General features: G+C 65.5%; 26 protein-coding genes. 10 read left to right on the top strand and 16 right to left on the bottom strand.

Annotation, left to right across the window (positions count from 1 at the left end):
* Nucleotides 1-4 precede the first annotated feature (4 nt).
* A complete protein-coding gene (locus tag BTJ49_RS07420) occupies nt 5-1411 on the bottom strand; it encodes a deoxyribodipyrimidine photo-lyase (RefSeq protein ID WP_113064753.1) in 1407 nt (468 codons plus the stop codon).
* A gap of 105 nt (nt 1412-1516) precedes the next feature.
* Here BTJ49_RS07420 and BTJ49_RS07415 point away from each other — a divergent pair, with 105 nt between their 5' ends.
* The 5 genes from BTJ49_RS07415 to BTJ49_RS07395 all read left to right on the top strand — a co-directional run bounded on the left by BTJ49_RS07415 (nt 1517) and on the right by BTJ49_RS07395 (nt 5038).
* The gene (locus BTJ49_RS07415) at nt 1517-2050 is read left to right on the top strand and encodes an META domain-containing protein (RefSeq protein WP_113064752.1); all 534 of its coding nucleotides are present in this window, start codon (nt 1517-1519) and stop codon (nt 2048-2050) included.
* 30 nt (nt 2051-2080) lie between these two features.
* On the top strand, nt 2081-2650 hold the full coding sequence (locus BTJ49_RS07410) for a gamma-glutamylcyclotransferase (protein ID WP_113064751.1): 570 nt from the start codon (nt 2081-2083) through the stop codon (nt 2648-2650).
* Nucleotides 2651-2712: 62 nt separating this feature from the next.
* Nucleotides 2713-3195: a MarR family winged helix-turn-helix transcriptional regulator gene (locus BTJ49_RS07405; RefSeq protein WP_113064750.1), complete on the top strand. Its 483-nt coding sequence runs from the start codon at nt 2713-2715 to the stop codon at nt 3193-3195.
* Nucleotides 3192-3830 carry a glutathione S-transferase family protein gene (locus tag BTJ49_RS07400; RefSeq protein WP_113064749.1) on the top strand — a complete coding sequence of 213 codons (639 nt, stop codon included), beginning with the start codon at nt 3192-3194 and terminating at the stop codon, nt 3828-3830. Before BTJ49_RS07405 ends, BTJ49_RS07400 begins: the two co-directional genes overlap by 4 nt.
* A 554-nt stretch (nt 3831-4384) precedes the next feature.
* On the top strand, nt 4385-5038 hold the full coding sequence (locus BTJ49_RS07395) for a methyltransferase domain-containing protein (protein ID WP_113064748.1): 654 nt from the start codon (nt 4385-4387) through the stop codon (nt 5036-5038).
* Here the strand turns inward: BTJ49_RS07395 and mltF are convergent.
* From mltF to BTJ49_RS07375, 4 genes are all read right to left on the bottom strand, one after another.
* On the bottom strand, nt 5032-6441 hold the full coding sequence (mltF, locus tag BTJ49_RS07390) for a membrane-bound lytic murein transglycosylase MltF (RefSeq protein WP_113064747.1): 1410 nt from the start codon (nt 6439-6441) through the stop codon (nt 5032-5034). The genes BTJ49_RS07395 and mltF overlap by 7 nt on opposite strands.
* A gap of 88 nt (nt 6442-6529) precedes the next feature.
* On the bottom strand, nt 6530-7438 hold the full coding sequence (locus tag BTJ49_RS07385; protein ID WP_113064746.1) for a glutaminase: 909 nt from the start codon (nt 7436-7438) through the stop codon (nt 6530-6532).
* A 79-nt stretch (nt 7439-7517) separates the two neighbouring features.
* A complete protein-coding gene (locus tag BTJ49_RS07380) occupies nt 7518-7886 on the bottom strand; it encodes a DUF5668 domain-containing protein (RefSeq protein WP_113064745.1) in 369 nt (122 codons plus the stop codon).
* A 68-nt stretch (nt 7887-7954) separates the two neighbouring features.
* Nucleotides 7955-8791 carry a hypothetical protein gene (locus tag BTJ49_RS07375; RefSeq protein ID WP_146742294.1) on the bottom strand — a complete coding sequence of 279 codons (837 nt, stop codon included), beginning with the start codon at nt 8789-8791 and terminating at the stop codon, nt 7955-7957.
* Between the two features lie 115 nt (nt 8792-8906).
* On the opposite strand from BTJ49_RS07375, the gene BTJ49_RS07370 reads away from it, so the two are divergent.
* Nucleotides 8907-10433: a peptide MFS transporter gene (locus tag BTJ49_RS07370; RefSeq protein WP_113064743.1), complete on the top strand. Its 1527-nt coding sequence runs from the start codon at nt 8907-8909 to the stop codon at nt 10431-10433.
* 97 nt (nt 10434-10530) lie between these two features.
* On the opposite strand, the gene BTJ49_RS07365 is transcribed toward BTJ49_RS07370, so the two are convergent.
* Entirely contained in the window at nt 10531-11205 is a 675-nt protein-coding gene (locus tag BTJ49_RS07365; protein ID WP_113064742.1) for a nitroreductase family protein, read from the bottom strand.
* A 63-nt stretch (nt 11206-11268) separates the two neighbouring features.
* Complete coding sequence (locus tag BTJ49_RS07360) at nt 11269-12186, bottom strand: arginine deiminase-related protein (RefSeq protein WP_113064741.1); 918 nt, start codon at nt 12184-12186, stop codon at nt 11269-11271.
* Nucleotides 12187-12399: 213 nt separating this feature from the next.
* Here BTJ49_RS07360 and BTJ49_RS07355 point away from each other — a divergent pair, with 213 nt between their 5' ends.
* Nucleotides 12400-12768 (top strand): DUF805 domain-containing protein, encoded by a 369-nt coding sequence (locus BTJ49_RS07355; RefSeq protein WP_113064740.1) that lies wholly within the window; start codon nt 12400-12402, stop codon nt 12766-12768.
* A gap of 96 nt (nt 12769-12864) precedes the next feature.
* On the opposite strand, the gene BTJ49_RS07350 is transcribed toward BTJ49_RS07355, so the two are convergent.
* The 4 genes from BTJ49_RS07350 to surE are packed head-to-tail and all read right to left on the bottom strand — an operon-like array spanning nt 12865 to nt 15930.
* A complete protein-coding gene (locus BTJ49_RS07350) occupies nt 12865-13773 on the bottom strand; it encodes a peptidoglycan DD-metalloendopeptidase family protein (protein ID WP_240601768.1) in 909 nt (302 codons plus the stop codon).
* A 32-nt stretch (nt 13774-13805) separates the two neighbouring features.
* On the bottom strand, nt 13806-14414 hold the full coding sequence (locus BTJ49_RS07345; RefSeq protein ID WP_113064738.1) for a VTT domain-containing protein: 609 nt from the start codon (nt 14412-14414) through the stop codon (nt 13806-13808).
* Between the two features lie 53 nt (nt 14415-14467).
* Nucleotides 14468-15151 carry a protein-L-isoaspartate(D-aspartate) O-methyltransferase gene (locus BTJ49_RS07340; RefSeq protein ID WP_113064737.1) on the bottom strand — a complete coding sequence of 228 codons (684 nt, stop codon included), beginning with the start codon at nt 15149-15151 and terminating at the stop codon, nt 14468-14470.
* On the bottom strand, nt 15148-15930 hold the full coding sequence (gene surE / locus BTJ49_RS07335; protein ID WP_113064736.1) for a 5'/3'-nucleotidase SurE: 783 nt from the start codon (nt 15928-15930) through the stop codon (nt 15148-15150). Before surE ends, BTJ49_RS07340 begins: the two co-directional genes overlap by 4 nt.
* 103 nt (nt 15931-16033) lie before the next feature.
* Here surE and BTJ49_RS07330 point away from each other — a divergent pair, with 103 nt between their 5' ends.
* The 3 genes from BTJ49_RS07330 (at nt 16034) to BTJ49_RS07320 (ending at nt 17595) form a co-directional block, all read left to right on the top strand.
* Nucleotides 16034-16576: a Smr/MutS family protein gene (locus BTJ49_RS07330; protein ID WP_113064735.1), complete on the top strand. Its 543-nt coding sequence runs from the start codon at nt 16034-16036 to the stop codon at nt 16574-16576.
* Between the two features lie 109 nt (nt 16577-16685).
* A complete protein-coding gene (locus tag BTJ49_RS07325) occupies nt 16686-17135 on the top strand; it encodes a CBS domain-containing protein (RefSeq protein ID WP_113064734.1) in 450 nt (149 codons plus the stop codon).
* Between the two features lie 73 nt (nt 17136-17208).
* The gene (locus BTJ49_RS07320) at nt 17209-17595 is read left to right on the top strand and encodes a host attachment protein (RefSeq protein WP_113064733.1); all 387 of its coding nucleotides are present in this window, start codon (nt 17209-17211) and stop codon (nt 17593-17595) included.
* A 151-nt stretch (nt 17596-17746) separates the two neighbouring features.
* On the opposite strand, the gene truD is transcribed toward BTJ49_RS07320, so the two are convergent.
* From truD to ftsB, 5 genes are all read right to left on the bottom strand, one after another.
* Entirely contained in the window at nt 17747-18769 is a 1023-nt protein-coding gene (gene truD / locus BTJ49_RS07315) for a tRNA pseudouridine(13) synthase TruD (RefSeq protein ID WP_113064732.1), read from the bottom strand.
* Nucleotides 18770-18867: 98 nt separating this feature from the next.
* Nucleotides 18868-20310 (bottom strand): magnesium transporter, encoded by a 1443-nt coding sequence (gene mgtE, locus BTJ49_RS07310; protein ID WP_113064731.1) that lies wholly within the window; start codon nt 20308-20310, stop codon nt 18868-18870.
* 212 nt (nt 20311-20522) lie between these two features.
* Nucleotides 20523-20999: a 2-C-methyl-D-erythritol 2,4-cyclodiphosphate synthase gene (gene ispF / locus BTJ49_RS07305; protein WP_113064730.1), complete on the bottom strand. Its 477-nt coding sequence runs from the start codon at nt 20997-20999 to the stop codon at nt 20523-20525.
* Nucleotides 21000-21015: 16 nt separating this feature from the next.
* Nucleotides 21016-21714, bottom strand: coding sequence for a 2-C-methyl-D-erythritol 4-phosphate cytidylyltransferase (gene ispD, locus BTJ49_RS07300; protein WP_113064729.1), 699 nt, complete (start codon nt 21712-21714; stop codon nt 21016-21018).
* Nucleotides 21704-22006: a cell division protein FtsB gene (ftsB, locus tag BTJ49_RS07295; RefSeq protein WP_113064728.1), complete on the bottom strand. Its 303-nt coding sequence runs from the start codon at nt 22004-22006 to the stop codon at nt 21704-21706. The genes ispD and ftsB overlap by 11 nt, the downstream gene beginning before the upstream one ends.
* Nucleotides 22007-22025 lie beyond the last annotated feature (19 nt).

Raw genomic sequence — 22025 nt, 5'->3', positions numbered from 1 at the left:
CGGTTCAGTCGCGGATGTCCTGGTAACTGTCCAGCGCGCGCTGGCGCGACGCCTTGATGTCGAGCATCGGCAGCGGGTAGCCGCAGGACGACGCGAACCCGTCCTGCGCCCACGGCTCGTGCAGCAGTTTCTTCGGCGCGTCGCGCAGCTCGGGAACCCAGCGGCGGATGTACTCGCCGTCGGCGTCGAAGCGTTGCGCCTGCGTGACCGGATTGAAGATGCGGAAATACGGCGCCGCGTCGACGCCGCTGCCGGCCACCCATTGCCAGCCGAGGCTGTTGTTGGCCAGGTCCGCATCGACCAGCGTATCCCAGAACCAGCGCGCACCCTTGAGCCAGTGCTGGCGCATGTTCTTGGTCAGCCAGCTGGCGACGATCATGCGCACGCGGTTATGCATCCACCCGGTCGCCCACAGTTCGCGCATGCCGGCGTCGACCAGCGGCACGCCGGTGCGCCCCTGCTGCCAGCGCTCCAGCGCCGCGTCGTCCTCGACCCAGGCGAAACGGTCGAAACGCTCGTTGAGATTGCGTTCGACGCTGTGCGGGAAGTGGTACATCACATGGTGCGCGAAATCGCGCCAGCCGAGTTCGCGCAGGTAGGGTTCCAGGCCCTTGTCCGCCCCCTCGGCATCAGCGTGCTCGCGCAGCGCGGCCCGCGCCATGCGCGGCGTGATCTCGCCGAAATGCAGGTGCGGAGAAAGACGCGAGGTGCCGGTGCGTGCCGGCCGGTCGCGCAGTTCGCCGTACCCGCGCAGGGCATCGTCGGCGAAGCGCTCCAGCATGTCGCTCGCGCCGCGCTCGCCCGGCGTCCAGTGCGCGCCGAAACCGTCGGCCCAGTCCAGGCGCGGCAACAGTTCCAGCGCGTCCAGCGTCACGCTGCCTTCGGCCTTTTCCAGCCGCAGGGGGCTGGGTGTGTCCAGCGGCGGCTCGTCGCCGAGTTGCGCGCGCAGATTGCGCCAGAACGGCGTGAACACGCGGTACGGTTCGTCCTGCTTGGTCAGCACCTGCCACGGATTGCGCCACAGCGCCGCGTCGAAGCTGGCGACATGCAGACCCTGTTCGCGAAGCGCCTTCTTGATCTCGGTATCGCGCGCCACCAGCGCCGGTTCGTAGAGCCGGTTCCAGTACACCGCTTCCGCGCCGCTGGACTCGATCAGCGCCCGCAGCGTCTGCAGACTGGGACCGGCGCGCAAATGCAGTTCGCCGTGATGACGATGCAGGTCGCGCTGCAAGGCGTCGAGCGAATGATGCAGCCACCAGCGGCTGGCCGCGCCGGGCGCCCACTCGCCCTCCTCGTCCGGTGCGTGAATGTACACCGGCAGCACGCGTTCGTGACGCGCGGCCGCGGCGGCGAGGGCCGGATGATCCTGCAGGCGCAGGTCCCGGCGGAACCAGACAATGGCTATTCCCATGACGCATAGTCTGTCGACTCGCGGAGAACGAATCCAGCCGCATTCAGCTGCCGTGACGCAGAAGGATGTACGCTGGAAGAATCACGGACCAAGGAGCCACGGACCATGCGCCTCACCCCCTACTGGATCGCCGCCGCCCTCATCGCCCTACCGCTGACAGCCTGTTCGCATCAGCAGGCCGATCACCCGGTCGTCACGCCGGTCCTGCACCATCCCGAAGCCTCGACCGCGCGCATGGGCCAGGACCTGCCGCGCTATGTCTGGACGCTGCAGGAGGCACGCACCGCGGCCGGTGCGCCGCTCGACGCGCTGATGCCCGCGGGCCATCCGCCGCTGCAGATCGTGTTTGAAGGCACGCAGATGCACGTCGAGCACGCCTGCAACGCCATCGGCGGCACCTATCGCGTGCAGGATGGCGCACTGAAGGTGGACGGCTTGCTGCACACCATGATGGCCTGCGCCGATCCGGCACTGAACCGCATGGAAAAGGCCGCGTTGCACGTGCTGCAGCAGACGCCGCAGCTGTCGCTCATCCGCACCACCGCCGCGCCGCGCCTGCAGATGGTCACGCGCGACAACGAGACGTTGCTGTTCGTCGGCAAGCCCAAACCGGACGCCGCCTCGCCGTCCTCGCCTTGATCCACCGCATCGCGTCCCCAGTTCTGCCGCATGTCCCACGACACCACCGAAACCAACCGGCACCGGCATGACTTCAGCGGACACGACAACGTGTGGCTGTTCGGCTACGGCTCGCTGATCTACAAGGCCGACTTCCCGTACATCGAGCGCCGCCCGGCACGCATCCGCGGCTGGGCGCGACGCTTCTGGCAGGGTTCGCACGACCACCGCGGCACGCCCGACGCGCCCGGTCGCGTGGCCACGCTGGTCCCGGAGACGGGCAACGTATGCGCGGGCATGGCCTACCGCATCCGTCCCGATGTATTCACGCACCTCGACGTGCGTGAGAAGAACGGCTATCTGCGCTTCACCACGGAGATGACGTTCGATGACGGCGACCACGCTGAAGGTCTGGTCTACATCGCCAGCGACGACAATGCGGCCTACCTGGGACCCGCCAGCGAAGCCGATATCGCCCGCCACATAGCGCAGGCGCAAGGCCCCAGCGGCAGCAACCGCGACTACTTGCTGCGGCTGGCCGACGCCCTGCGCGAACTCGGCGACGATGACACTCACGTGTTCGCCATCGAGCGACACCTGCGAACGCTTCCTGGCACCTGACGGCTCACGACTCGACCGTTCGTTCCGTTGCTTTGGGGCAAATATGTGTATATACATATTTGATGGATGATCGCACTTCCCTCTTCGAAACCACGCGTTGCGCCTGCCTCGCCTCGCGCCGCGCCGCACGGCGCATCACGCGGCGTTTCGACCAGGCGCTGCGCGCGCACGGCCTGCGCGCGACGCAGTTCACCATCCTCGCCGCGCTGCGCCTTGCCGGCCCGCAGAGCGTGGGCGCGCTGGCCGATCTGCTCGATATCGAGCGCACCACCATGAGCCGCAATCTGGCCGTCGCCGCGCAGCGCGACTTGCTGACCCTGCGTGCCGATCCCGAGGATGCGCGCAGCCGAATCGCCACGCTCACTGCGCACGGTCGGCACACACTGGAAACAGCGCTGCCGACCTGGCAAGCGGTGCAGAAATCGCTGGTCGAGGAACTCGGCGAGACCACCGTGCACAACCTCCACCAATTGGCCGGCGGTCCCTGCATCGCCCCCTTGCCGAACTCGTCATACGAACCGCAGAACCAGGATTCGCCCGCATGAAGCTCTACTATTCCGACGTACTCTCGCCGCGAAAAGCCTGTGCCGTGGCGGCCCATCTCGATGCGCCGGTCGAGTACGTCTACCTCGATCTGGCGCGCGGCGAGCACAAGACGCCGGACTATCTGAAACTGAATCCGAACGGCAAGGTGCCGACGCTGGTCGATGGCGAACGCACGCTGTGGGAAGCCGACGCCATCATGTGCGAACTGTCGCGGCGCGCCGGCGCCGACCTGTGGCCTGACGACGCCGAACGCCAGATCGAGATCCTGCGCTGGCTGAGTTGGGACAAGCAGCATTTCGGCCGTACCTGCGGCGAGTTGTACTTCGAACACATCGTCAAACGGCGTTTCGCCGATGCGTCCCCCGCGCCGGACAAGGTCGAGCGCGCGATGAAGCATTTCCATGCCCACGCCGCCGTCCTGGACGCCCATCTGAGCGAACGCACCTGGCTGGTCGGCGAGCGCCTGAGCGTGGCCGACTTCGCCGTGGCGGTCGCCCTGCCGTACGCGCAGTCGATGCAGCTGCCGCTGGACACGTTCCCGGCCGTGCAACGCTGGAACGCGCGACTGGAGACGCTCGACGCCTGGCAGCACCCCTTTCCACAGCGCAATGAAACTCCGTCGGCGACCGCGTGAAGCATGCGCGGTACCGCGCCGTGACCCGAACGAGGGGCCGGTCATCGGGGCAAACGCCTGCCCGCTGCCCCCGGTTCGAGCCAGCCTTCCGTGTCTTGCGCCTTGAATCCCAGCTACGCTGCTCCGACCTGATCCTCTATGCATAGAACCCTCGGACAGGGAGCACAGACCATCCAGTCAAGGCAAAAAGATCACGCACTCCGTGACAGCTGGCTGATGACATCGGATGCGCCGCCGACACAGACATCGTCGATGAGCAGGTTCCGCCTCTCCCTACAGGTCGACGAGTTCGGTCGAGAAAACGTTCTGGACCCGAGCATCAGTCTGCGTACGGGCCGCCGCGGTGTGGCTCGGATGGGCCATGGCAACTGGCTCGCATGAGCGCCCCACGCTGTACGGCGGCACCCACACCGGCGCGGGAGGCGGACTTCGGCTAGAATCGAGCCGTTGCACAATCTATTGCGAATCGCCGGTCCGCCGCGCGCAGTCCCCGTTTCGCTCCGTTTTTGCTTACCGCCCCACTGCGGGGTGTCCGTCTTCTTCAGGAGCGTCTCATGTCGGGATACCTCACGCGCGAACTCCAGATCGACCTCGGCGGTCACGGCTACCGATTGCAGGCCCTGAAAGACCTGCAGCAATTCGACGACCCCGATCACGCCGCCGAACGCATCGGTATCTCCTCGGCGCAATGGAGCCTGTTCGGCCATCTGTGGCCCGCCGGACGCGTCCTGGCCGACCACATGTGCGCCCACGAGATCGAGGGCAAGCGCATTCTCGAACTGGGCTGCGGTCTGGGACTGTCCAGCCTGGTGCTGAGCCGCCGTGGTGCGAACATCACCGCCAGCGACTACCACCCGCTGGCCGCCGAGTTCCTGTCCATCAACAGCCGTGGCAACCAGCTGCCCGACATCGCCTTCCATGCGCTCGACTGGCAGGTACCCTCGCCGGAACTGGGCACCTTCGACCTGATCATCGGCAGCGACATCCTGTACGAAGCCCAGCACGTAGCCCTGCTGGCCGACGTGCTGAAGCAGCACGCGCGACCGCAAGCCGAGATCATCATCACCGATCCCGGACGGGGCCACGCCAACCGCCTGTCGCGCATGCTGATCGAACAGGGATACGCCCTCGAACAGCAGCGCATGCGTTTCGACCCGCAGGAAAATGCGCCGTTCCGCGGTCGCCTGATGACCTGGCGCCGCTACTGATCGTCATCGAGCGCGAGATTCTCCGGTTCGTCCACCATATTCAGCCGGTAGCGGAGAATGTCAGCGTAATTGCGGATCCGGTGGACATAGCGAACCGGCTCCAGCCCGCGTGCGTAACCGTGCGGGAGCGAGCGGTAGTAGCGTGATTCGCTGAGCAGCGGGAACACCTTGCTGACGTCTGCCCAGCGATCGGGATCGTGTCCCAGCCGCTTGGTCAGCCGCCGCGCGTCGCGCACATGCCCCAGCCCGACGTTGTACGCGGCCAGAGCGAACCAGATCCGATCCTGCTTGCGGATGTTCGGCCCCAATCGTCGCCGCATCCGCGCCAGATAGCGCGCGCCGCCACGGATGCTCGCGGCCGGATCGAGCCGGTTCTTCACGCCCAGCGCGCTGGCGGTGTTGCGCGTGAGCATCATCATGCCGCGCACGCCGGACGAGCTGATCGCATCGGGCCTCCAGTGCGACTCCTGGTACGACTGCGCAGCCAGGATCATCGGCGGCAAGTCATAGACGTCCGCCGCCTGCAGGAACAACCCGGCGAACTCGGGATACACGCTTTCGATGCGCCGCACGTAGGTGCGTGTGTCCACGTAGTCGAACACGGCCGCCAGACCGTAGTAATGCTTCATCAGGTGCTGCAGACGTCCACTGTCGCGGTATTTCGTCATCCAGCCGTCCATCGCCTTGCGCAGCGCATCGGAGCCGCGCGGAAGCACCCAGGCCAGCGATTGCGGCGGACTGAGATCGAACGCCACCGTCAGATTGGGAAAATAGCGCCGGTTGATGGCGACGATGTCCGAGTCGGCCACCGTACATGCGAGCTTGCCCGCCCAGACCTTGCGCAGCAGCTGCTCGGTGCCTTCGGTGGCGTTCACCCGCCAGTGCAGTCCGGGATGCTTCTTGCGCAGCGCGCGCAGACGATCGACATAGCTGCTGTCGGCGACCACCTCCAAGTCGACGTCGGCCAGTTCGGCGACCGAATCCGGCTGTGCGCCGTCGCGCCGGCAAACGACCTGCTGGGTCACCTGCTGGTAATCCGGACCGAATTCGAAACGCCGGTGCCGCAGCGGCGTGCGCGTCAGCCCCGCGGCGATCATGTCGCCCTCGCCGTCGTCCAGCGCCTTCAGCAGCTCGGCGATCGAATTCTTGAACACGAATTTCGGCTTCACGCCCAGCGAGTGGGCGAAATCCTTCACCAACTCGTATTCGGTCCCCTGCGGCCGATCATTACGGCCGATGTAGTAGGTCGTCGGCGCGTTGCGCGTCAAAACGATCAGCGTGCCGCGTTCGCGGATATCCGAGAGACGGCCGGGTGTCGGTCCGCATCCTGCGCACAGCAGCGCCAGCACGAGTACACATACCCTGTGAAAACCGCTGCGACTGCATACCTGCCTGTATTGCATGCATGCCCCCTGTCGGTGCCTGACCGCACCATACCCGAATCGGGCCGTTAGCGTCATGCGCGCCGCCGCAACGCGACGACGGTGCCGATCAGAAGATCGACTGGCCGCTCAGCTCGGCGAAACGCTCCAGCGCACGGCTTCCCGCCATCGAATTGCCGCGCCCGTCCAGACCCGGTGCCCACACGCACAGACTGAACATGCCCGGCATCACCGCGACGATACCGCCACCAACGCCGCTCTTGGCCGGCAGACCGACACTGTAGGCGAACGCGCCCACGGCATCGTAGGTGCCGCTCGTGAGCATCAGCGAATTGATCGCCTTGGCCTGACTCGACGAGATGACCTCGCCGTCGGAATTGAGACCGTGGCGCGCCAGATACATGAACGAACGCGCCAGTTCGGCACAGCTCATCGACAGCGCGCAGTGATGGAAATACGCGTCCAGCACCTGATCCGGATGATTCTCCAGATTGCCGAAGCTCTTCAGAAAGTAGGCCAGCGCGGCGTTACGGTAGCCCAGACGCGCCTCGGAATCGGCCACGCGCAGGTCGTAGTCGATATCGTCCGCGCCACTCAGCCGCCGTGCGAACTCGCGCAGCGCCGCCTTGGCGTCACCCAGGTGCGAGAGCACGATGTCGGTCACCACCAGCGCGCCGGCATTGATGAACGGGTTGCGCGGAATGCCGTTCTCGAACTCCAACTGCACCAGCGAATTGAACGCCGTGCCCGACGGCTCGCGCCCGACCCGCCGCCACAACTGCGCGTCTGCCGTGCGCACCGCCTGGGTCAGCGTGAAAACCTTGGAAATGCTCTGGATCGAAAATCGCTCGTCGGCATCCCCCACCCAGGCGAAACCACCGTCGACATCGCAGATCGCCATGCCGAGCTTGCGCTCGTCCACGCACGCCAATTGCGGGATGTAGTCGGCGATGCGCCCCTGCGGAAGAGTCGGCGCGATCTCCTCGTGGATCTGGTCGAGAATATGCTGGTACTGCACGCGGCTCCTCTGCACGATGCGTCCGTCAACAAACGGCGATCCTAGCCGAGCGCATCCGTCAACGCATCCCAGAGATGTGTCACTCGTCGCCGCGGTCGCGTAGCACCATCCACAATCCGCCATAGATGATGAACACCGGCCACCACAGGTGCCAGCGCACCTCCAGCAGCAGCATCAGGCCAATGGTGGCGATCACCAGCGCCGTCAGCAGGTAGCGTCCCGTGGTGCCATCGAACTGTCCCTGGTGCCGGTAGCGGTTGACCGCCTGCAGCAGCGGTCCCAACGAGGCCGCCAGAATGAACAGCGCCCACCAGTTGGGCAGGTCCATCCAGGGCATCTCGATACCGAGATTGCGCAGCAGGAAGAACACGCCGATGGCGATCACGACCAGACCGGTCACCACGCTCTGCGAGGACCGCGGCGCGGGCTTGTTGCTGTCGTCGTTCACGGCTAGGGCTCCGAAAAGTGTCGCGACCAAGCCTAGAGCCGGCCTCTCTCATCCACAAGTGACGCCTGTCAGGAACGACCGATGAGCGCCGATGCCCGAACGAGATCTGCCTGCCCACCTGCAGAATGAACCGATGTCCCAACCATGGCACGCAGCTGATCCAGCCTTTCCGTGCAAGCGGCCACTTCACGAAACAAGCGCTTGCACAAGCCGCGCAAAGCCGGCTTCAGGTGCCGTAATGTCTCGGCGACGGGGAGCCCCCGCAGTGCACAGAAGATCGCATGAGCATGCAGCAACTCCGGCTCGGAAAGATAGCCGTGGCGGGTCGTCCGCCAGCCAAGACTGTCCTGGTTCATGTGCTGCGAGAAACGGAAATGGGAGTTGGTCAGGAACAGACCGAAGCCGAGAAACACGGCGGTCAGGTCGGTCGCCGGCTCCCACAGTTCACAGCCACCCGGCGGCGGCTCTGGGAAATCAGCCGTGCGGTAATGCGCCAGTTCATGGGCCAGTGTCGCGATCAGCGACTCGGGGTCACTCAGACCGGCACTGCGGTAGGTGATGACTACACCTTCCTCTCCGCGTCGATAGGTGCCTGCCGGCGATTGTGGCGCCCCCTGCACCAGCAACGCCGGCCCCACATGGATGTCCGGATCGGCCTGTTGCGGCTGCAGCACACAAGGCCAATCGAGCATGCCGGCATGTTCTTTGACCTGTTCAAACAGCGCCAAGGCCATAGCATGTCCTTGGAAGCCACGCTGCGGGAAATCTTTCGACGTCGGTGTGACTAGTTGCCTGCGCGCGAGTGCCGACATGCCTCCGGCATGCCGCAGCAACCACTCGAACACATCGAATTGCCAGCCCGAGAGTTCAGCATCCAGCAACGGCTTGCGACGAAACCATCCCATGTTTCATTCCCCCATCGTCCACAGCCGGAGTATACCGGGGCGTACCACCACAAGTTGACGCCGCGATGGCGCATGACCGACGCTTGGCCGATACGCACGAACGGAAATTCCGCACATGACCGACACCGCACCGACAGGCGAATCCACCATCATGGGCCATCCGCGCGGCCTGATGACGCTGTTCTTCACCGAGATGTGGGAACGCCTGAGCTTCTACGGCATGCGCGCACTGCTGGTGCTGTTCATGGTCGCGGCGACCAGCACCGGCGGCATGGGCCTGGATGACAAGACCGCCACCGCGATCTACGGTCTGTATACGGCCGCCGTCTACCTGACCTCGCTGCCCGGCGGCTGGATCGCCGACCGCCTGATCGGTCAGCAGCGTTCCATCTGGTACGGCGGTCTGATCATCGCCCTGGGCCATTTCACGCTGGCGATCCCCAGCCGCGGCACCTTCTTCCTGGGCCTGGTGTTCATCGTGCTCGGCACCGGTCTGCTCAAGCCCAACGCCAGCGCCCTGGTCGGCGAGCTGTACCCCGAAGGCGGCAGCCGTCGCGACGCCGGTTTCTCGCTGTACTACATGGGCATCAACCTGGGCGGCTTCCTCGGTCCGTTGATCTGCGGCTATCTGGGCCAGAAGATCAACTGGCACTACGGCTTCGTCGCCGCTGGCGTGGGCATGGTGTTCGGTCTGATCCAGTATCGCCTGACGCTGCGCAACCTCGGCGGCGCAGGCACGCATGCCCTGCCCGCCTATGACGACCCCGCGCGCCAGCACCGCTTCCTGAAGCGTTCCTGGAGCGCGCTGTGGATTGGCGTGGCGGTCATCGTGGTCGTGGTCGGCCTCGGCTACAGCGGCGCGGTGGTCTATGCACCGGTGCCGCTGGCGCTGTGGTCGGGCATCGTGATCCTCCTGCTGGGCCTGGGTTTCCTGCTGTGGCTGTTCTTCTTCGGCCGGCTCAGCGCCGTGGAGAAGAAGCGACTGGCCGCACTGACCATCCTGTTCCTGGTGCAGGCGCTGTTCTGGGCCGGCTACGAACAGGCGGGCTCCAACTTCAACCTGTTCGCCGAGCGCTACACCGACCTGCATGTGTTCGGTTACGCCTTCCCGGCCTCGTGGTTCCAGAGCGAGAACTCATTGCTGATCCTGCTTCTGGCGCCGTTCTTCGCCTGGTTCTGGGTCTGGCTGGGCCGACGCAAGCTGGATCCGTCGACACCGATGAAATTCGCCCTGGGCATGGTCTTCATCGGCATCGGCTTCCTGGTGATGATGGGCGCGGCCTGGATCGTCGTGGCCGGCCACAAGGCCTTGCCGATGTGGCTGACCCTGACCTATCTGCTGCACACCATCGGCGAGCTGTGCCTGAGTCCTGTCGGCCTGTCGGCCACGACCAAGCTTTCACCGAAGCGCTACGCCAGCCGCCTGATGGGCACCTGGTTCTTGTTCATGGCGCTCGGCGAGTTGCTGGCCGGTCTGATCGCGGGCCGCTTCAGCGCGCATGACGTCGGCGAAATGCCGCGCATCTACCTGACCATTGCCGCCATCTCGATCGGTGTCGGCGTGGTGCTGGCCCTGTTCAGCCGACTCATCAAGCGCCGACTGATCGGGGAGGACATGCAGATCACCAGCGACGGTCACTGATCACCCTCAGATGTCGATACATGGGGCGGATGGCATTCCGCCCCGCGTTCATGCCAGCGGAACCCTATCCGGGGAACGCAGTCCGCGGCGCGGTTGACTACATGAAGCGCGTGTAATCCTGCAGCGGAAGGCGCTCGATATCCGGCACCCGGCAGTCCTCGGCCGGGTGGCCGGCCACCAGCAGCAAGTACGCCATCTCGTTGCGGGGACGTTCCAGGATTTCGTTGAGAAATCCCATCGGACTGGGCGTGTGCGTGAGCGTCGCCAATCCAGCCTGATGCAGCGCCACGATCAGCAGTCCCGTGGCGAGACCCACCGATTCGTGCGGATAGTAGCGCTTGTGCTTGTTGCCGTCCGCGTCCAGCGCGAAGCGCTCGTAGAACACCGCAATCAACCAGGGCGCGACATCCAGGAACGGCTTGTCGGCATCCGTGCCCAGCGGCGCCAGCGCTTCCAGCCACTGCTCCGGTGCACGGTGCTCGTAGAAACTGCGTTCCTCCGCCTCGGCGGCCTCGCGGATGCGGTGCTTGATGTTCGGGTCGCTGACGGCCACGAACCGCCAGGGTTGCTGATTCGCACCGCTGGGCGCCGTGCCCGCTGCACGCAGACACTGCTCGATGATCGCGCGCGGAACCGGCGTGGGCGCGAAATCGCGCACGGTCCGACGCTGCGCCATGGTCTCGGCGAACGCGGCCGCTCGCTGTTCGCGCTCGGCATCGGTCATGGATTCGCCCGCGGGCAGCGCTACGGTGGCGTACGGCTTGGCGGTCATGCGTGGACTCGTGCGAATGGATCGCCCTGGATGATAACCCGTCCGCGCGACGCACCTGGGCGCTCAGAAGATCTCCGCCACGCAGCAGCGCAAGCTGCCACCGGCCTTCTCGATCTCATCCAGCTCGACCGCCCCGATCCGGAATCCCAGCCTTTCCAGTTGCGCACATTGCGCAGGCGAGAGACTGCTCACGGCAGTCCCGCTCATCCAGACCCGATGCGGATCCAGCGTGATGGCGTTGGCGGCGAATCGTTCCTTCTGTGCGGCCTCGAGCATCACCACGCGCCCCTCGTAGGCACGCGCAACAGCCTCGGCAGCCGCGGAATCGCGGAAGCCGTCCGGCACCAGCAGCACGCCACGTCCGGCCAGCGCGGTCATCAGCACATTGGCGTGGTATTCGCCCGGCGCCAGATCGAAGCAGAACGTGAGCTGGAGTCCGAACGCACGATGCATGGCCGCCGCACCGGCCTCGGTGCAACGTTCGCCAAGACCGCAAAATCCGACGCCGCGCGCATGATCGATCACCAGCGAACCGGTCAACTCGGCTACCGGTTGCGACGGCCCCGACAGATCGATTTCCTCGTATCCGAGCACATCACGGAAAAATCCACGGATGTCTGCGCGTAGCGCTTCCCGGCGGCGCACCGCGTGACGCATGCGCCCGACCACCAATGCACCCGGCCGCGTCGCGAAGACGTTGTTGGGAAACACCGCATCCGGCGCGTCCGGAATACCCGGGAAAGTCACGACGGGGACGTCGTCGCGCAGCGCTTCGGCCAGCGCGGCATGCTGACGTGCCGCACGCTGCGGATCGACCACATCCTGCATCCGCATGTAGGCATTGTCTTGCGCCGACTCCCCGGCGAGACCGAAATGCGACGGCGCGACCATGAACGCCGCTCGTGCGGTCGCTGGCCGCGCCGCCGTGTAGGGCAACGCCGCGAATGCGTGCAGGAACGCTTCGGGATCACGCGTAATCATGATGGCTGTCGTGTTCGTGAAAGCCCCACTCTACGCGCTGTGTGCGGCAACACCAGTCCCTTCGCGCATTGCATGCCCCAGTTGCCGCGCATGCCGCATGCTGCGACCATCGACGAGCAGGTCGACGCGACCGGCCTGCCCAGGGGGAAAGCCCGGCATCATCGGGCCTGCAGTCGCCAACGCATCCATCGGATGCTCATGGGGGTATGAACCTTGAACTGGTACTTCGACGTTCTCAAGAAATATTTCGTGTTCTCCGGCCGCGCGCGGCGCAAGGAATACTGGATGTTCACGCTGTTCAACATCATCGCCTACATTCTTCTGACGGTGATCGCGATGGTGCTCGGCATGCAATCCAACAAACACGGCCTGAACTTCCTGACCGGCCTGTATTCGCTGCTGGTGTTTCTTCCGTCGCTGGGCGTCACGGTGCGCCGTCTGCATGATACGGGGCGCAGCGGCTGGTGGGTGTTGATCAGCCTGGTTCCGATCATCGGCGGCATTGTGCTGCTGGTGTTCATGCTGCTCGACAGCACCGGCTCCAACGAATACGGCCCGAATCCGAAAGCCGTGCCGGCCTGACTCGCCAAACGCGATCGAAAAAAAAAGCGCGCCCGATACCAGGGCGCGCTTTTTTTTCATGTCCGTACCGCAGATACCGCCGGCACTTCGAATGAACTATCGCGACGGCAGGTAATGCGTCGGATCGACCGGCTTGCCATTCTTGCGCACCTGGAATTCCAGTTCGTTGCGCGAAGCACCGGTAGAACCCATTTCAGCAATGACCTGCCCCGCCCGCACGCGTTCTCCCTCGCGTACCAGTCGCTTGCGATTGTGCCCGTACGCGGACAGGTAAGTGTCGTTGTGCTTGATGATGATGAGTTCGCCGTAGCCGACCAGGCCATTGCCGCTGTAGACCACCACACCGTCGGCCGCCGCCCGCACTGGATCGCCGGCCCTTCCGGCGATCTCGATGCCGGGAATGGGGTCATGGGGATTGAAGGCATTCACGAGTGCACCGTCCGCGGGCCAGCGCCAGGTCACTCCACCAGTGCTGCGCGACGGAGCGGCGGGCACGGCCTTGGCCGATACCGGCGCACGATCCGGGGGCGTGGCTTCACCCGCGACCGGAACCGTGGTGCTGACGGCTCGCGCCACCTCGACTGCGGCATGCGCGGTCTTGTTGGCCGGCGACGGTACGTGATGCGCGACCGTTCTCGATGTCGAATGTGATGACGACGGAGACACCGGCTTGAAGACTGGCCGGCTGGGCACACCCACCGTACGCACGGGCTGTGTCAGGCGAAGGCGTCGGCCGGGATGAATCACATACGGCGCCGGAATGCCGTTCCAATGCGCCAGATCGCGAAAGTCGACGCCAGCCCGGAAGGCGATGCTGTACAGCGTATCGCCGCGAACCACCGTGTAGTGCGTATCCGTCATCGGTCCGCTGGCATGCACAGGCACGCCGTTGGCATCCGTTTCCGGCCCGTGCGGAGACTCGATCACCACCGAGTGATGCGGTACCACGCAGGCCGTCAGCAGACAGGCGACGAGAAGACTGGCGGCGACGTTCTTGGCATGCATGCGGGTCAGCATAGCCGGGCGCACAGGCAATTTCATCGTGCCAGCAGCCACCAGACCACCAGCGCCGCGAGAATGACCAGCGCGGCCCAGCCGATGCGCTCGATGTGACGATGCAGCATGTCCTCGGCGCGCTTGCCGAACAGACGGATCAGCATCGCCAGCAGATACACGCGCTTGCCGCGTCCCAGCGCCATGCACAGCATGAACGGAACCAGCGGCACACCGACGATCCCCGAAGCCCAGGTGATGAACTTCATCGGCACCACCGGCTGCAGCGCGGCCAGCAGCAACACCAGCAGCAACCCCAGCCAGTGCTGGTTCATCTGGCTGCGCAGGCTGTCCACACCATGCTCGATCGGTGCCAGCAGATGCAGCGCGTCGAGCACCGGATGCAGCGCCTGGAAGGCATAGTGGCCCAGGGCGTAACCGACCAGCGAACCCAGCAGCGAGAACAACAGGCTGACCGAAGCGAAACGGAACGCACGCTCGGGCTTGGCCAGCGCCATCGGCGCCAGCATGACTTCGGGTGGAATCGGGAAGATGAACGCTTCGACGAAACTGAGTCCGGCCAGATAGCGCTCCGCATGCGGATGCTTCGACCAGCGCAGGGCGCGCTCGTAGAGGGGACCAAAAAGACGCATCAGTGCGAATACTCCTTCCAGGACCGGACGTGCCGGGACATCGATGCGACCACTCAGACCAGCCCGCCCAGCAGTGGCACGAAACTGACCTGTCCCAGATCCTCTGGCACCACTTCGCCGGTCTCCGCATCACGCGTCAGGCGAAGCAGCGTCTGCGCCCCGCTCGGCCCCACCGGCGCGACCAGCACTCCGCCCGGGGCCAGTTGATCGAACAATCCTTGCGGAATGCCCTCGCCTGCGGCAGTGAGGATGATGGCGTCGAACGGCGCCTCCTCGGGCCAGCCGAGATTGCCATCGTCATGCTTGGAGCGCAGATTCTCGATCCCGAGCTGGCGGAAGCGGCGACGCGCCTTGCGCAGCAGTTCCTCGATACGCTCGACGGTGTGGATCTGCGGCACGATCGAGGCCAGCACGGCGGCCTGGTAGCCGGAACCGGTGCCGATCTCCAGCACGCGCTGCGGAATGCCGCGCTCGATCAACGCCTCGGTCATGCGCGCCACCACCCACGGCTGCGAGATCGTCTGGCCGTGACCAATGGGCAGCGCGGTGTTCTCGTAGGCGCGCGAGGCCAGCGCCTCGTCGATGAACAGGTGACGCGGCAGACGGCGAATGGCCTCCAGCACGCGAAGGTCCTTGATGCCCTCTTCGCGCAGACGCGCCACCAGCCGGTCGCGCGCGCGCTGCGAAGTCAGTCCCTCGCCGCGCAAGGCCTCGGCTGGCAACGCATGCGTCTTCATGCCGCGTCCTCGTCGTGCAGCTCGTGGCTCATCGCTCCGACCCAGCCGCTGATCTTGTCCAACGCCTGGAAACGCGTCAGGTCGGTATGGATCGGCGTCACCGAGACATAACCGCGACTGACCGCGTTGAAGTCGGTGCCCGGACTGTCGTCGTCGACCTCTCCGGCCGGACCGATCCACCACACCGGGCGTCCGCGCGGGTCTTCCTGGCGAATGCACGGCGCCGAAGGATGCCGCTTGCCCAGCCGCGTGACCTCGAAACCATGAATGTCCGACCACGGTCGATCGGGCACGTTGACGTTGAGAATGGTGTCCGCCGGCAGCGGGTCCTTCAGCAGATGCTGCATGATGATGAGCACCGCACGCGCCGCCGATTCGTAGTTACGACCACGATGATCCTCGCTGACCAGCGACACCGCGATCGCCGGCAGGCCGAGGAAGCGCCCTTCCATCGCCGCCGAGACGGTGCCCGAATAGATCACGTCGTCGCCGAGATTGGCGGAATTGTTGATGCCCGACACCACGATGTCCGGCTGCTTGTCGAGCAGCCCGGACAGCGCCAGATGCACGCAGTCGGTCGGCGTGCCGGCGACGCGATGGTAGCCGTTGTCCATCGTCAGGACGCGGATCGGCTGGTCCAGGGTCAGCGAATTGCTGGCGCCCGAACGGTCGCGGTCGGGTGCGACCACGGTGACTTCGCCGATGGTGGAAAGGCGCTCGGCCAGGACACGGATGCCCGGTGCATCCACGCCATCGTCATTGCTTACTAGAACTCGCATCGGGGACCATCTTCCAGCAGAAAGACCGGCGTGCGCGACGCCGGGAAACAGTCTCGCATTCTAGCCGATTCAGCCTGCGGCTGCCCCGCGCTAGGATAGGCCCATGAGCCGCCGCGCCCCGCCCGAGCCGAGTACCGACGACATCGCGCTGTTCCGCGATGCGGTCGGCCCGGTGCGCCGCATCGAAACCGAGGCGCCCGCGCCGGAAAAGCCCCGCCCCCGTCCGCGAGCGCACATGCGCGAGGCCGACGAGGCCGCCGTCGCCGGCGATCTGCTTCGCGCCGAGTACGACCCGGCACTGATCGAGATCGGCGAGGAACTGAGCTACCTGCGCGAGGGCCACTCGCCGAAACTGCTGCGCCGCCTCAAGCGCGGCCAGTTCAGCATCCAGGGCGAGACCGATCTGCACCACATGAATGCCGAGGCGGCGCGCACCAGCATCCTCGACCTGCTGGACGAAGCCCACACCGAAGGCTGGCGCTGCGTGCGCATCGTGCACGGCAAGGGACTGCGCTCGCGTCCTGGTGGCCCAGTGCTGAAAGGGCTGACCGACCGCCTGCTGCGCCGCCGCAGCGACGTGCTCGCCTTCGCCTCGGCCCGCCCCGCCCAAGGCGGCACCGGCGCCACGGTCGTGCTGCTGCGTTAATGCCCCGCCCCCTGGTGCGCGCCCGTCCCGCTTTTTGACTGGCATCAAGTCGTCCGAACCGGAAGCAGTCCAAATTACAGGCGACGAATCGCGACACGGGAGACCTGCCATGCGTATTGCCAACATCTGCACTCACGACGTCGTCCACGTCGATGCGGACCTTTCCGTTCGCGATGCCGCGCAGTTGATGCGCAAACAGCACGTTGGCACGCTGGTGGTGGTCGATCAGCCGAATGGCGAACGCATTCCGATCGGAATCGTCACGGATCGCGACATCGTGGTCTCGGTCATCGCCGCGGATGCCGACGCCGATACGCTCTCGGTCGGGGATATCATGACGCGACAGCTGGCGACCTGCACCGAGAGCGAGGAACTCTTCGATGCCGTGCAGACCATGCGCACGCGTGGCGTACGGCGACTTCCGGTCCTCGACCGCAACGGCGGATTGGCAGGATTGCTGTCGGCCGACGACATTTTTGTCGCGCTGAGCATGCACCTGAACGATCTATCCCACGCCCTGGCGCGAGAGCAGATCCACGAAATGGAGACCCGCTCGTGAACGAGCGGCGGGCATGCACGGGCCGGCATCCACGACCCATTGACGATCCCCCAGACGAACCAGGAGACAAGCCATGTCGAAAACCTGGATTCTTGTAGCCAGCCGTGCTCGTGCGCGCCTGTTCGAATTCGATCAAGAACAGCGCGACCTGACGGAGAAGGAAGATTTCCTCAATCCCGAAGGACGCGCACCGGCCGGCTCGCGCGGCGAAAACCGTCCACCGAGAACCTTCGACCGCACCGGCTCCGCGCGTCACGCCATTGAACCGCATACCGAACCGGCGACGAAGGCAGCCGAAAATTTCGCGCGCCAACTCGCATCCGTACTCGAAGATGGCCACGTACAGCATCGTTTCGAGCACCTGATGCTGATCGCGACGCCGGACTTGCTAGGACACCTGCGCCCCTGCATGCCCCGCCCTTGCGCGAATGCGTCCGCCGGGAAGTCGGCAAGGACATGACGCAGGCAGGACCCGAAGCCATTTGGGACATCGTGACTGAGCCGTTTCATGGTGCGGAATAAGCGCTGACGCGGCTGTCGGCACGTGATCGTCGTCACGCGGCCCCGTCATGGAAATCTACAGTCGCGGCGGGACGCCCCGCCGCACGTATTCATGCCTGGCGAGTCAATTCACGCACCACGACCGTGGCGTAGCTGCCGGCCGGCAAGGCGAAACGAAGCTGTAGCGAGGTGTCGTCGAGCCAGTCCCAGGAAAGCTGCTGCGGAAGCAGTCGCAGCGCCCGGCGCTCCTGATCCATACCGGCGGCGACCAGGCCGTCGACCAGTTCGGGCTCGGCTTCGGCTACCGCGCGTTCGCGGGCACCGGCTTCGCCCTGAGTCGGCGGCTCGCCCTTGCCCCACAGCGGGCCGGACGGGTGAATGTCGCCACGCGCCAGCCGGTCGGCCAGCGTGTCGTCGAACGGCTCGGGGCCAAACCATGACCGCGAGCCGGCCAACGACCAGACCTCGCCGTCCAGTGGCGTATCCCAGCACGCATCCGCGACGCGTCCAGCGAGCACGCGGTTGAACAGTTCCGAGCGCGCTGCCGAAAGCAGCAGCGAACGCGTGCGCTTGTCCACGCGCTTGCCGGCGAACATGGCTCGCGCGCGGTCGACATTCGCGCCGCCGCGACCGAAGCGCTGGTCGCCGAAGTAGTTGGGCACGCCGCGCTCGGCGATGGCCTGGAGGACGCGTTCGGACGCATCGCGATCTCCCTCCACATTGCGCAACGTCAGCACGAAACGGTTGCCGGACAGCGCGCCGCGCTTGAGTTTGCGGCGATGGCGCACGCTCTCGAGAATGCGCACGCCCTCGTGCGGGAATGCCGACCAGTCCGGCTCGTCGCGGCCGGCCAGATGCACGGACATCGCCTGACGCGTCACCGCATGGCGATCCTTGAGACCGGCAAAGCCGATGCCGACGGGCGAGATATCGACGAAGCGCGCCAGTTCGCGCACCACCCACTGCGTGTCGTGACCACGCTTCTCGAGGGTCAGCAGCACATGCTCGCCCTCGCCGTCCGCGTCGTAGCCGAGGATTTCCTCGACCACGAAGTCCTCGGGCTTCGCACGCAAGCGTGCAGTCAGCGGCGGGCCGCCGTGGGCATGGGGGAGTTCGTGGTTCGTGTTCGTCATAAGGGATTCAAGCAGTGTGCAGCGAGAAACGGGAAACGGAATCCGGGGCAGCGAGATGCCCTTCGAGCATCACGGCTCATGACCCACTTCGCGTGCTCTCAATGCAGAAGAAAGATCGAAGCCAGCCCCAGGAAGATGAAGAAGCCGCCGCTGTCGGTCATGAACACCAGGAAGATGTTCGACCCCATCGCCGGATCTCGTCCCAGGCGCAGCATCATCATCGGGATGCCGACGCCCATCACGGCGGCGAGCATCTGTTCGAGCACCATGGCGACAGTCATCACCAGGCCCAGGGGAATGTCGTGGTACATCAGCGCGACCACGCAGCCGATCACACCGCCCCAGATCAGACCGTTGAAGAAGGCGACGCCGAGTTCCTTGCGCAGCAATCGCCAGATCGCGCTGAGACCGACCTGATCGGTGGCAATGGCACGCACGATCTTGATGATGGTCTGGTTGCCCGAACTGCCGCCGATACTGGCGACGATGGGCATCAGCGTGGCCAGCACCACCAGCTTCTCGATCGAACCCTGGAACAGGCCGATCACGCGCGAGGCCAGAAAGGCCGTGACCAGGTTGATCGCCAGCCACGACCAGCGGTTGCGCACCGAGGCCCAGACCGAGGAGAAGATGTCCTCTTCCTGGCGCAGACCGGCGCGGCCCAGCGCCTCGGATTCGCTCTCCTCGCGGATGCGGTCGACCATGACGTCGATGGTCAGACGGCCGATCAGGCGCCCTTCGCCGTCCACCACCGGCGCGGAGATCAGATCGTAGCGCTCGAAGGCCTGTGCCGCATCGTCGGCGTCGTCGGTCGGCAGGAAGGTGTTGACGTCACGCGCCATGACGTCGCCGACACTCTTGTCCGGCGAATTGACCACCAGCCATTTCAACGGCAGCACGCCGGTCAGCACGCTGTCCTGATTGATGACGAAGATCTTGTCGGTCTGTTCGGGCAGTTCGTCGAAGCGGCGCAGGTAGCGCAGCACCACTTCCAGCGTCACGTCCTCGCGGATCGTGACCATCTCGAAGTCCATCAACGCGCCGACCTGGTCCTCGTCGTAGGACAGCGCGGACTGCACCTGCTCGCGCTGCTGCGGATCGAGGCTGGCCATCAGCTCGGGCAGGACCTCGGGCGGCAGATCCTCGACCAGATCGGCCAGTTCGTCCGAATCCAGCGGCTCGATGGCGGCGAGAATCTCGCCCTCGTCCATGTCCGCGATCAGGCTTTCGCGCACCGCGTCGGACACTTCCAGCAGAATGTCGCCGTCGCGGTCGGCCTTCACGCGCTGCCATACGACCAGACGGTCTTCCAGCGGCAGCGCTTCGAGGATGTAGGCGATATCGGCCGGATGCAGGCCGTCCAGGCAGCGCTGCAGTTCGGCGCGATTCTGCCGCTGCATGAGGCTTTCGGCGCGCTTGTGTTCGCCACCGTGACGACGTAGCAGTTCCTCAGCTTGACGCTGACGCTGCAACAAATCGTTGATCTGCGCGAACTGCTCCTGCAGGCGGCTCTGCGGTTTGCGAGTTTCGACTTCGCTCATGACACGCTCCGTCCCCGAGGGCGGAGCGCGCCTTCGGAGTTACCGGGTCAAGGAGAACGTTACGTTCAAACTGGGAGGTTGACTGGGTACGTCCATAGCTGAAAGTTCCGACGTTGTGCCGGTGTATCCGCACATGATACCAGCAGCGACCTGGCTTGGGGCGCGCGCATGGGCGGCGACGGCGCTTATTGCGCGCAACCTCGGCGCAAATGTCAGCCGCACGGTTCCAGCAAGGCGACCGCCATGGCGGCAATGCCCTCGCCGCGACCGGTCAGGCCCAGACGTTCGGTGGTCGTCGCCTTGATGCTGATGCGCGACACGTCGACGCCCAGATCCAAGGCCAGATTGGCGCGCATGGCATCGGCATGCGGACCGACCTTCGGTCGCTCGCAGATCACGGTGATGTCCGCATTGCACAGACGATAGCCGCGAGCCTCGATCATGCCGGCGACGGCGCCGAGGAAATCGCGACTGTCGGCATCCTTCCACTTCGGATCGGACGGCGGAAAGTGCCGCCCGATGTCGCCCAGCGCCAGCGCGCCGAGCAAGGCATCGCACAGAGCGTGGATGACCACGTCGCCATCCGAATGCGCAGCCACGCCGTGCGTGTGCGCGATGCGTTCCCCGCCCAGCATCAGATGATCGCCGGGGGCGAAGGCGTGCACGTCGAAGCCCTGTCCGATCCGCATGTCTGAAATCCTTGCCTTACCGCGTGCGCGGAAGCAGAAACTCGGCCAGCGCCAGATCGGCGCGGGTGGTGACCTTGATGTTGTCCTCGCTGCCCTCGACCAGCAGTGGCGTCATGCCGGCGCGCTCCATCGCCATGGCCTCGTCGGTGATCGCCACGCCATCGGCCAGCGCCTGCGTCAGCGCGTCGCTCAGCGCACCACGGCGGAACATCTGCGGCGTGAACGCGCGCCAGCGACCGTCACGCGGTTCGGTGCCGCAACTGTGCCCGCCGGCATCGGCATGCTTGAGCGTGTCGCGCAACGGCGCGCCCAGCAGCCCGCCCTCGCCGACCGAGGCGCGAACCACCAGATGCTCGATGTCGGCCGCGCGGACACAGGGACGCGCCGCATCGTGAACCAGCACGAACGCATCCGCGCTCACATCGCCCGGCAAGGCGCGCAGCCCGGCCAGCACAGAGTCCGCACGCTCGGCGCCGCCAAGTGTGGTGAGCACGGGCTTGCCGTCCATCGTGTCGATGCCTGCCCACGCCGTGTCGCCCTCGGCCAGTACCACCATCAGGCCGGCAATGCGCGGATGCGCGGCCAGCCGCTCCAGCGTGCGCAGGATCAGCGGCTGACCGGCCAGCGGCATGTACTGCTTGGGCACTTCGCTGCCGAACCGCCGACCATGGCCGGCAGCCGGCACCACGCACCACAGGGCCTCGTCAGTGCGCATCGGAACTGCTCGCCGAGGCCGGTTCGACCACCTGATAGAAGGTCTCTCCGGGCTTGATCAGCCCCAGTTCCGAGCGCGCGCGCGACTCGACCGCCTGCCCATTGTGCTTGAGGTCTTTCACGTCCGCCTCCAGCGCCTGATTCCGACGCGTGAGTTGATCGTTCTCTTCGCGCTGCGCAGCCACACTGGCGCGCAGCGCGTGCACCTCGCGGATGCCGTCGGCGCCGATCCACAGCTTCCACTGCAGAATCAGCAGAAACGCGATCAGCAGCAGTCCGATCCAGCGCAGCATGGCAGCGGCCCGTGTTCCG

Source organism: Oleiagrimonas sp. MCCC 1A03011 (assembly GCF_003267965.1).
Lineage (GTDB): Bacteria > Pseudomonadota > Gammaproteobacteria > Xanthomonadales > Rhodanobacteraceae > Oleiagrimonas > Oleiagrimonas citrea.
The sequence above is the reverse complement of the archived record's forward strand: the minus strand, read 5'-3'. Positions and strand labels throughout refer to the sequence as shown.

Bases quoted from the DNA above. Each gene is read 5' to 3' on its own strand.
- BTJ49_RS07420 (WP_113064753.1), bottom strand. From the start codon at position 1,411: ATGGGAATAGCCATTGTCTGGTTCCGCCGGGACCTGCGCCTGCAGGAT.
- BTJ49_RS07415 (WP_113064752.1), top strand. From the start codon at position 1,517: ATGCGCCTCACCCCCTACTGGATCGCCGCCGCCCTCATCGCCCTACCG.
- BTJ49_RS07410 (WP_113064751.1), top strand. From the start codon at position 2,081: ATGTCCCACGACACCACCGAAACCAACCGGCACCGGCATGACTTCAGC.
- BTJ49_RS07405 (WP_113064750.1), top strand. From the start codon at position 2,713: ATGGATGATCGCACTTCCCTCTTCGAAACCACGCGTTGCGCCTGCCTC.
- BTJ49_RS07400 (WP_113064749.1), top strand. From the start codon at position 3,192: ATGAAGCTCTACTATTCCGACGTACTCTCGCCGCGAAAAGCCTGTGCC.
- BTJ49_RS07395 (WP_113064748.1), top strand. From the start codon at position 4,385: ATGTCGGGATACCTCACGCGCGAACTCCAGATCGACCTCGGCGGTCAC.
- mltF (WP_113064747.1), bottom strand. From the start codon at position 6,441: ATGCAATACAGGCAGGTATGCAGTCGCAGCGGTTTTCACAGGGTATGT.
- BTJ49_RS07375 (WP_146742294.1), bottom strand. From the start codon at position 8,791: ATGGGATGGTTTCGTCGCAAGCCGTTGCTGGATGCTGAACTCTCGGGC.
- BTJ49_RS07370 (WP_113064743.1), top strand. From the start codon at position 8,907: ATGACCGACACCGCACCGACAGGCGAATCCACCATCATGGGCCATCCG.
- BTJ49_RS07365 (WP_113064742.1), bottom strand. From the start codon at position 11,205: ATGACCGCCAAGCCGTACGCCACCGTAGCGCTGCCCGCGGGCGAATCC.
- BTJ49_RS07360 (WP_113064741.1), bottom strand. From the start codon at position 12,186: ATGATTACGCGTGATCCCGAAGCGTTCCTGCACGCATTCGCGGCGTTG.
- BTJ49_RS07350 (WP_240601768.1), bottom strand. From the start codon at position 13,773: ATGCATGCCAAGAACGTCGCCGCCAGTCTTCTCGTCGCCTGTCTGCTG.
- BTJ49_RS07345 (WP_113064738.1), bottom strand. From the start codon at position 14,414: ATGCGTCTTTTTGGTCCCCTCTACGAGCGCGCCCTGCGCTGGTCGAAG.
- BTJ49_RS07340 (WP_113064737.1), bottom strand. From the start codon at position 15,151: ATGAAGACGCATGCGTTGCCAGCCGAGGCCTTGCGCGGCGAGGGACTG.
- surE (WP_113064736.1), bottom strand. From the start codon at position 15,930: ATGCGAGTTCTAGTAAGCAATGACGATGGCGTGGATGCACCGGGCATC.
- BTJ49_RS07330 (WP_113064735.1), top strand. From the start codon at position 16,034: ATGAGCCGCCGCGCCCCGCCCGAGCCGAGTACCGACGACATCGCGCTG.
- BTJ49_RS07325 (WP_113064734.1), top strand. From the start codon at position 16,686: ATGCGTATTGCCAACATCTGCACTCACGACGTCGTCCACGTCGATGCG.
- BTJ49_RS07320 (WP_113064733.1), top strand. From the start codon at position 17,209: ATGTCGAAAACCTGGATTCTTGTAGCCAGCCGTGCTCGTGCGCGCCTG.
- truD (WP_113064732.1), bottom strand. From the start codon at position 18,769: ATGACGAACACGAACCACGAACTCCCCCATGCCCACGGCGGCCCGCCG.
- mgtE (WP_113064731.1), bottom strand. From the start codon at position 20,310: ATGAGCGAAGTCGAAACTCGCAAACCGCAGAGCCGCCTGCAGGAGCAG.
- ispF (WP_113064730.1), bottom strand. From the start codon at position 20,999: ATGCGGATCGGACAGGGCTTCGACGTGCACGCCTTCGCCCCCGGCGAT.
- ispD (WP_113064729.1), bottom strand. From the start codon at position 21,714: ATGCGCACTGACGAGGCCCTGTGGTGCGTGGTGCCGGCTGCCGGCCAT.
- ftsB (WP_113064728.1), bottom strand. From the start codon at position 22,006: ATGCTGCGCTGGATCGGACTGCTGCTGATCGCGTTTCTGCTGATTCTG.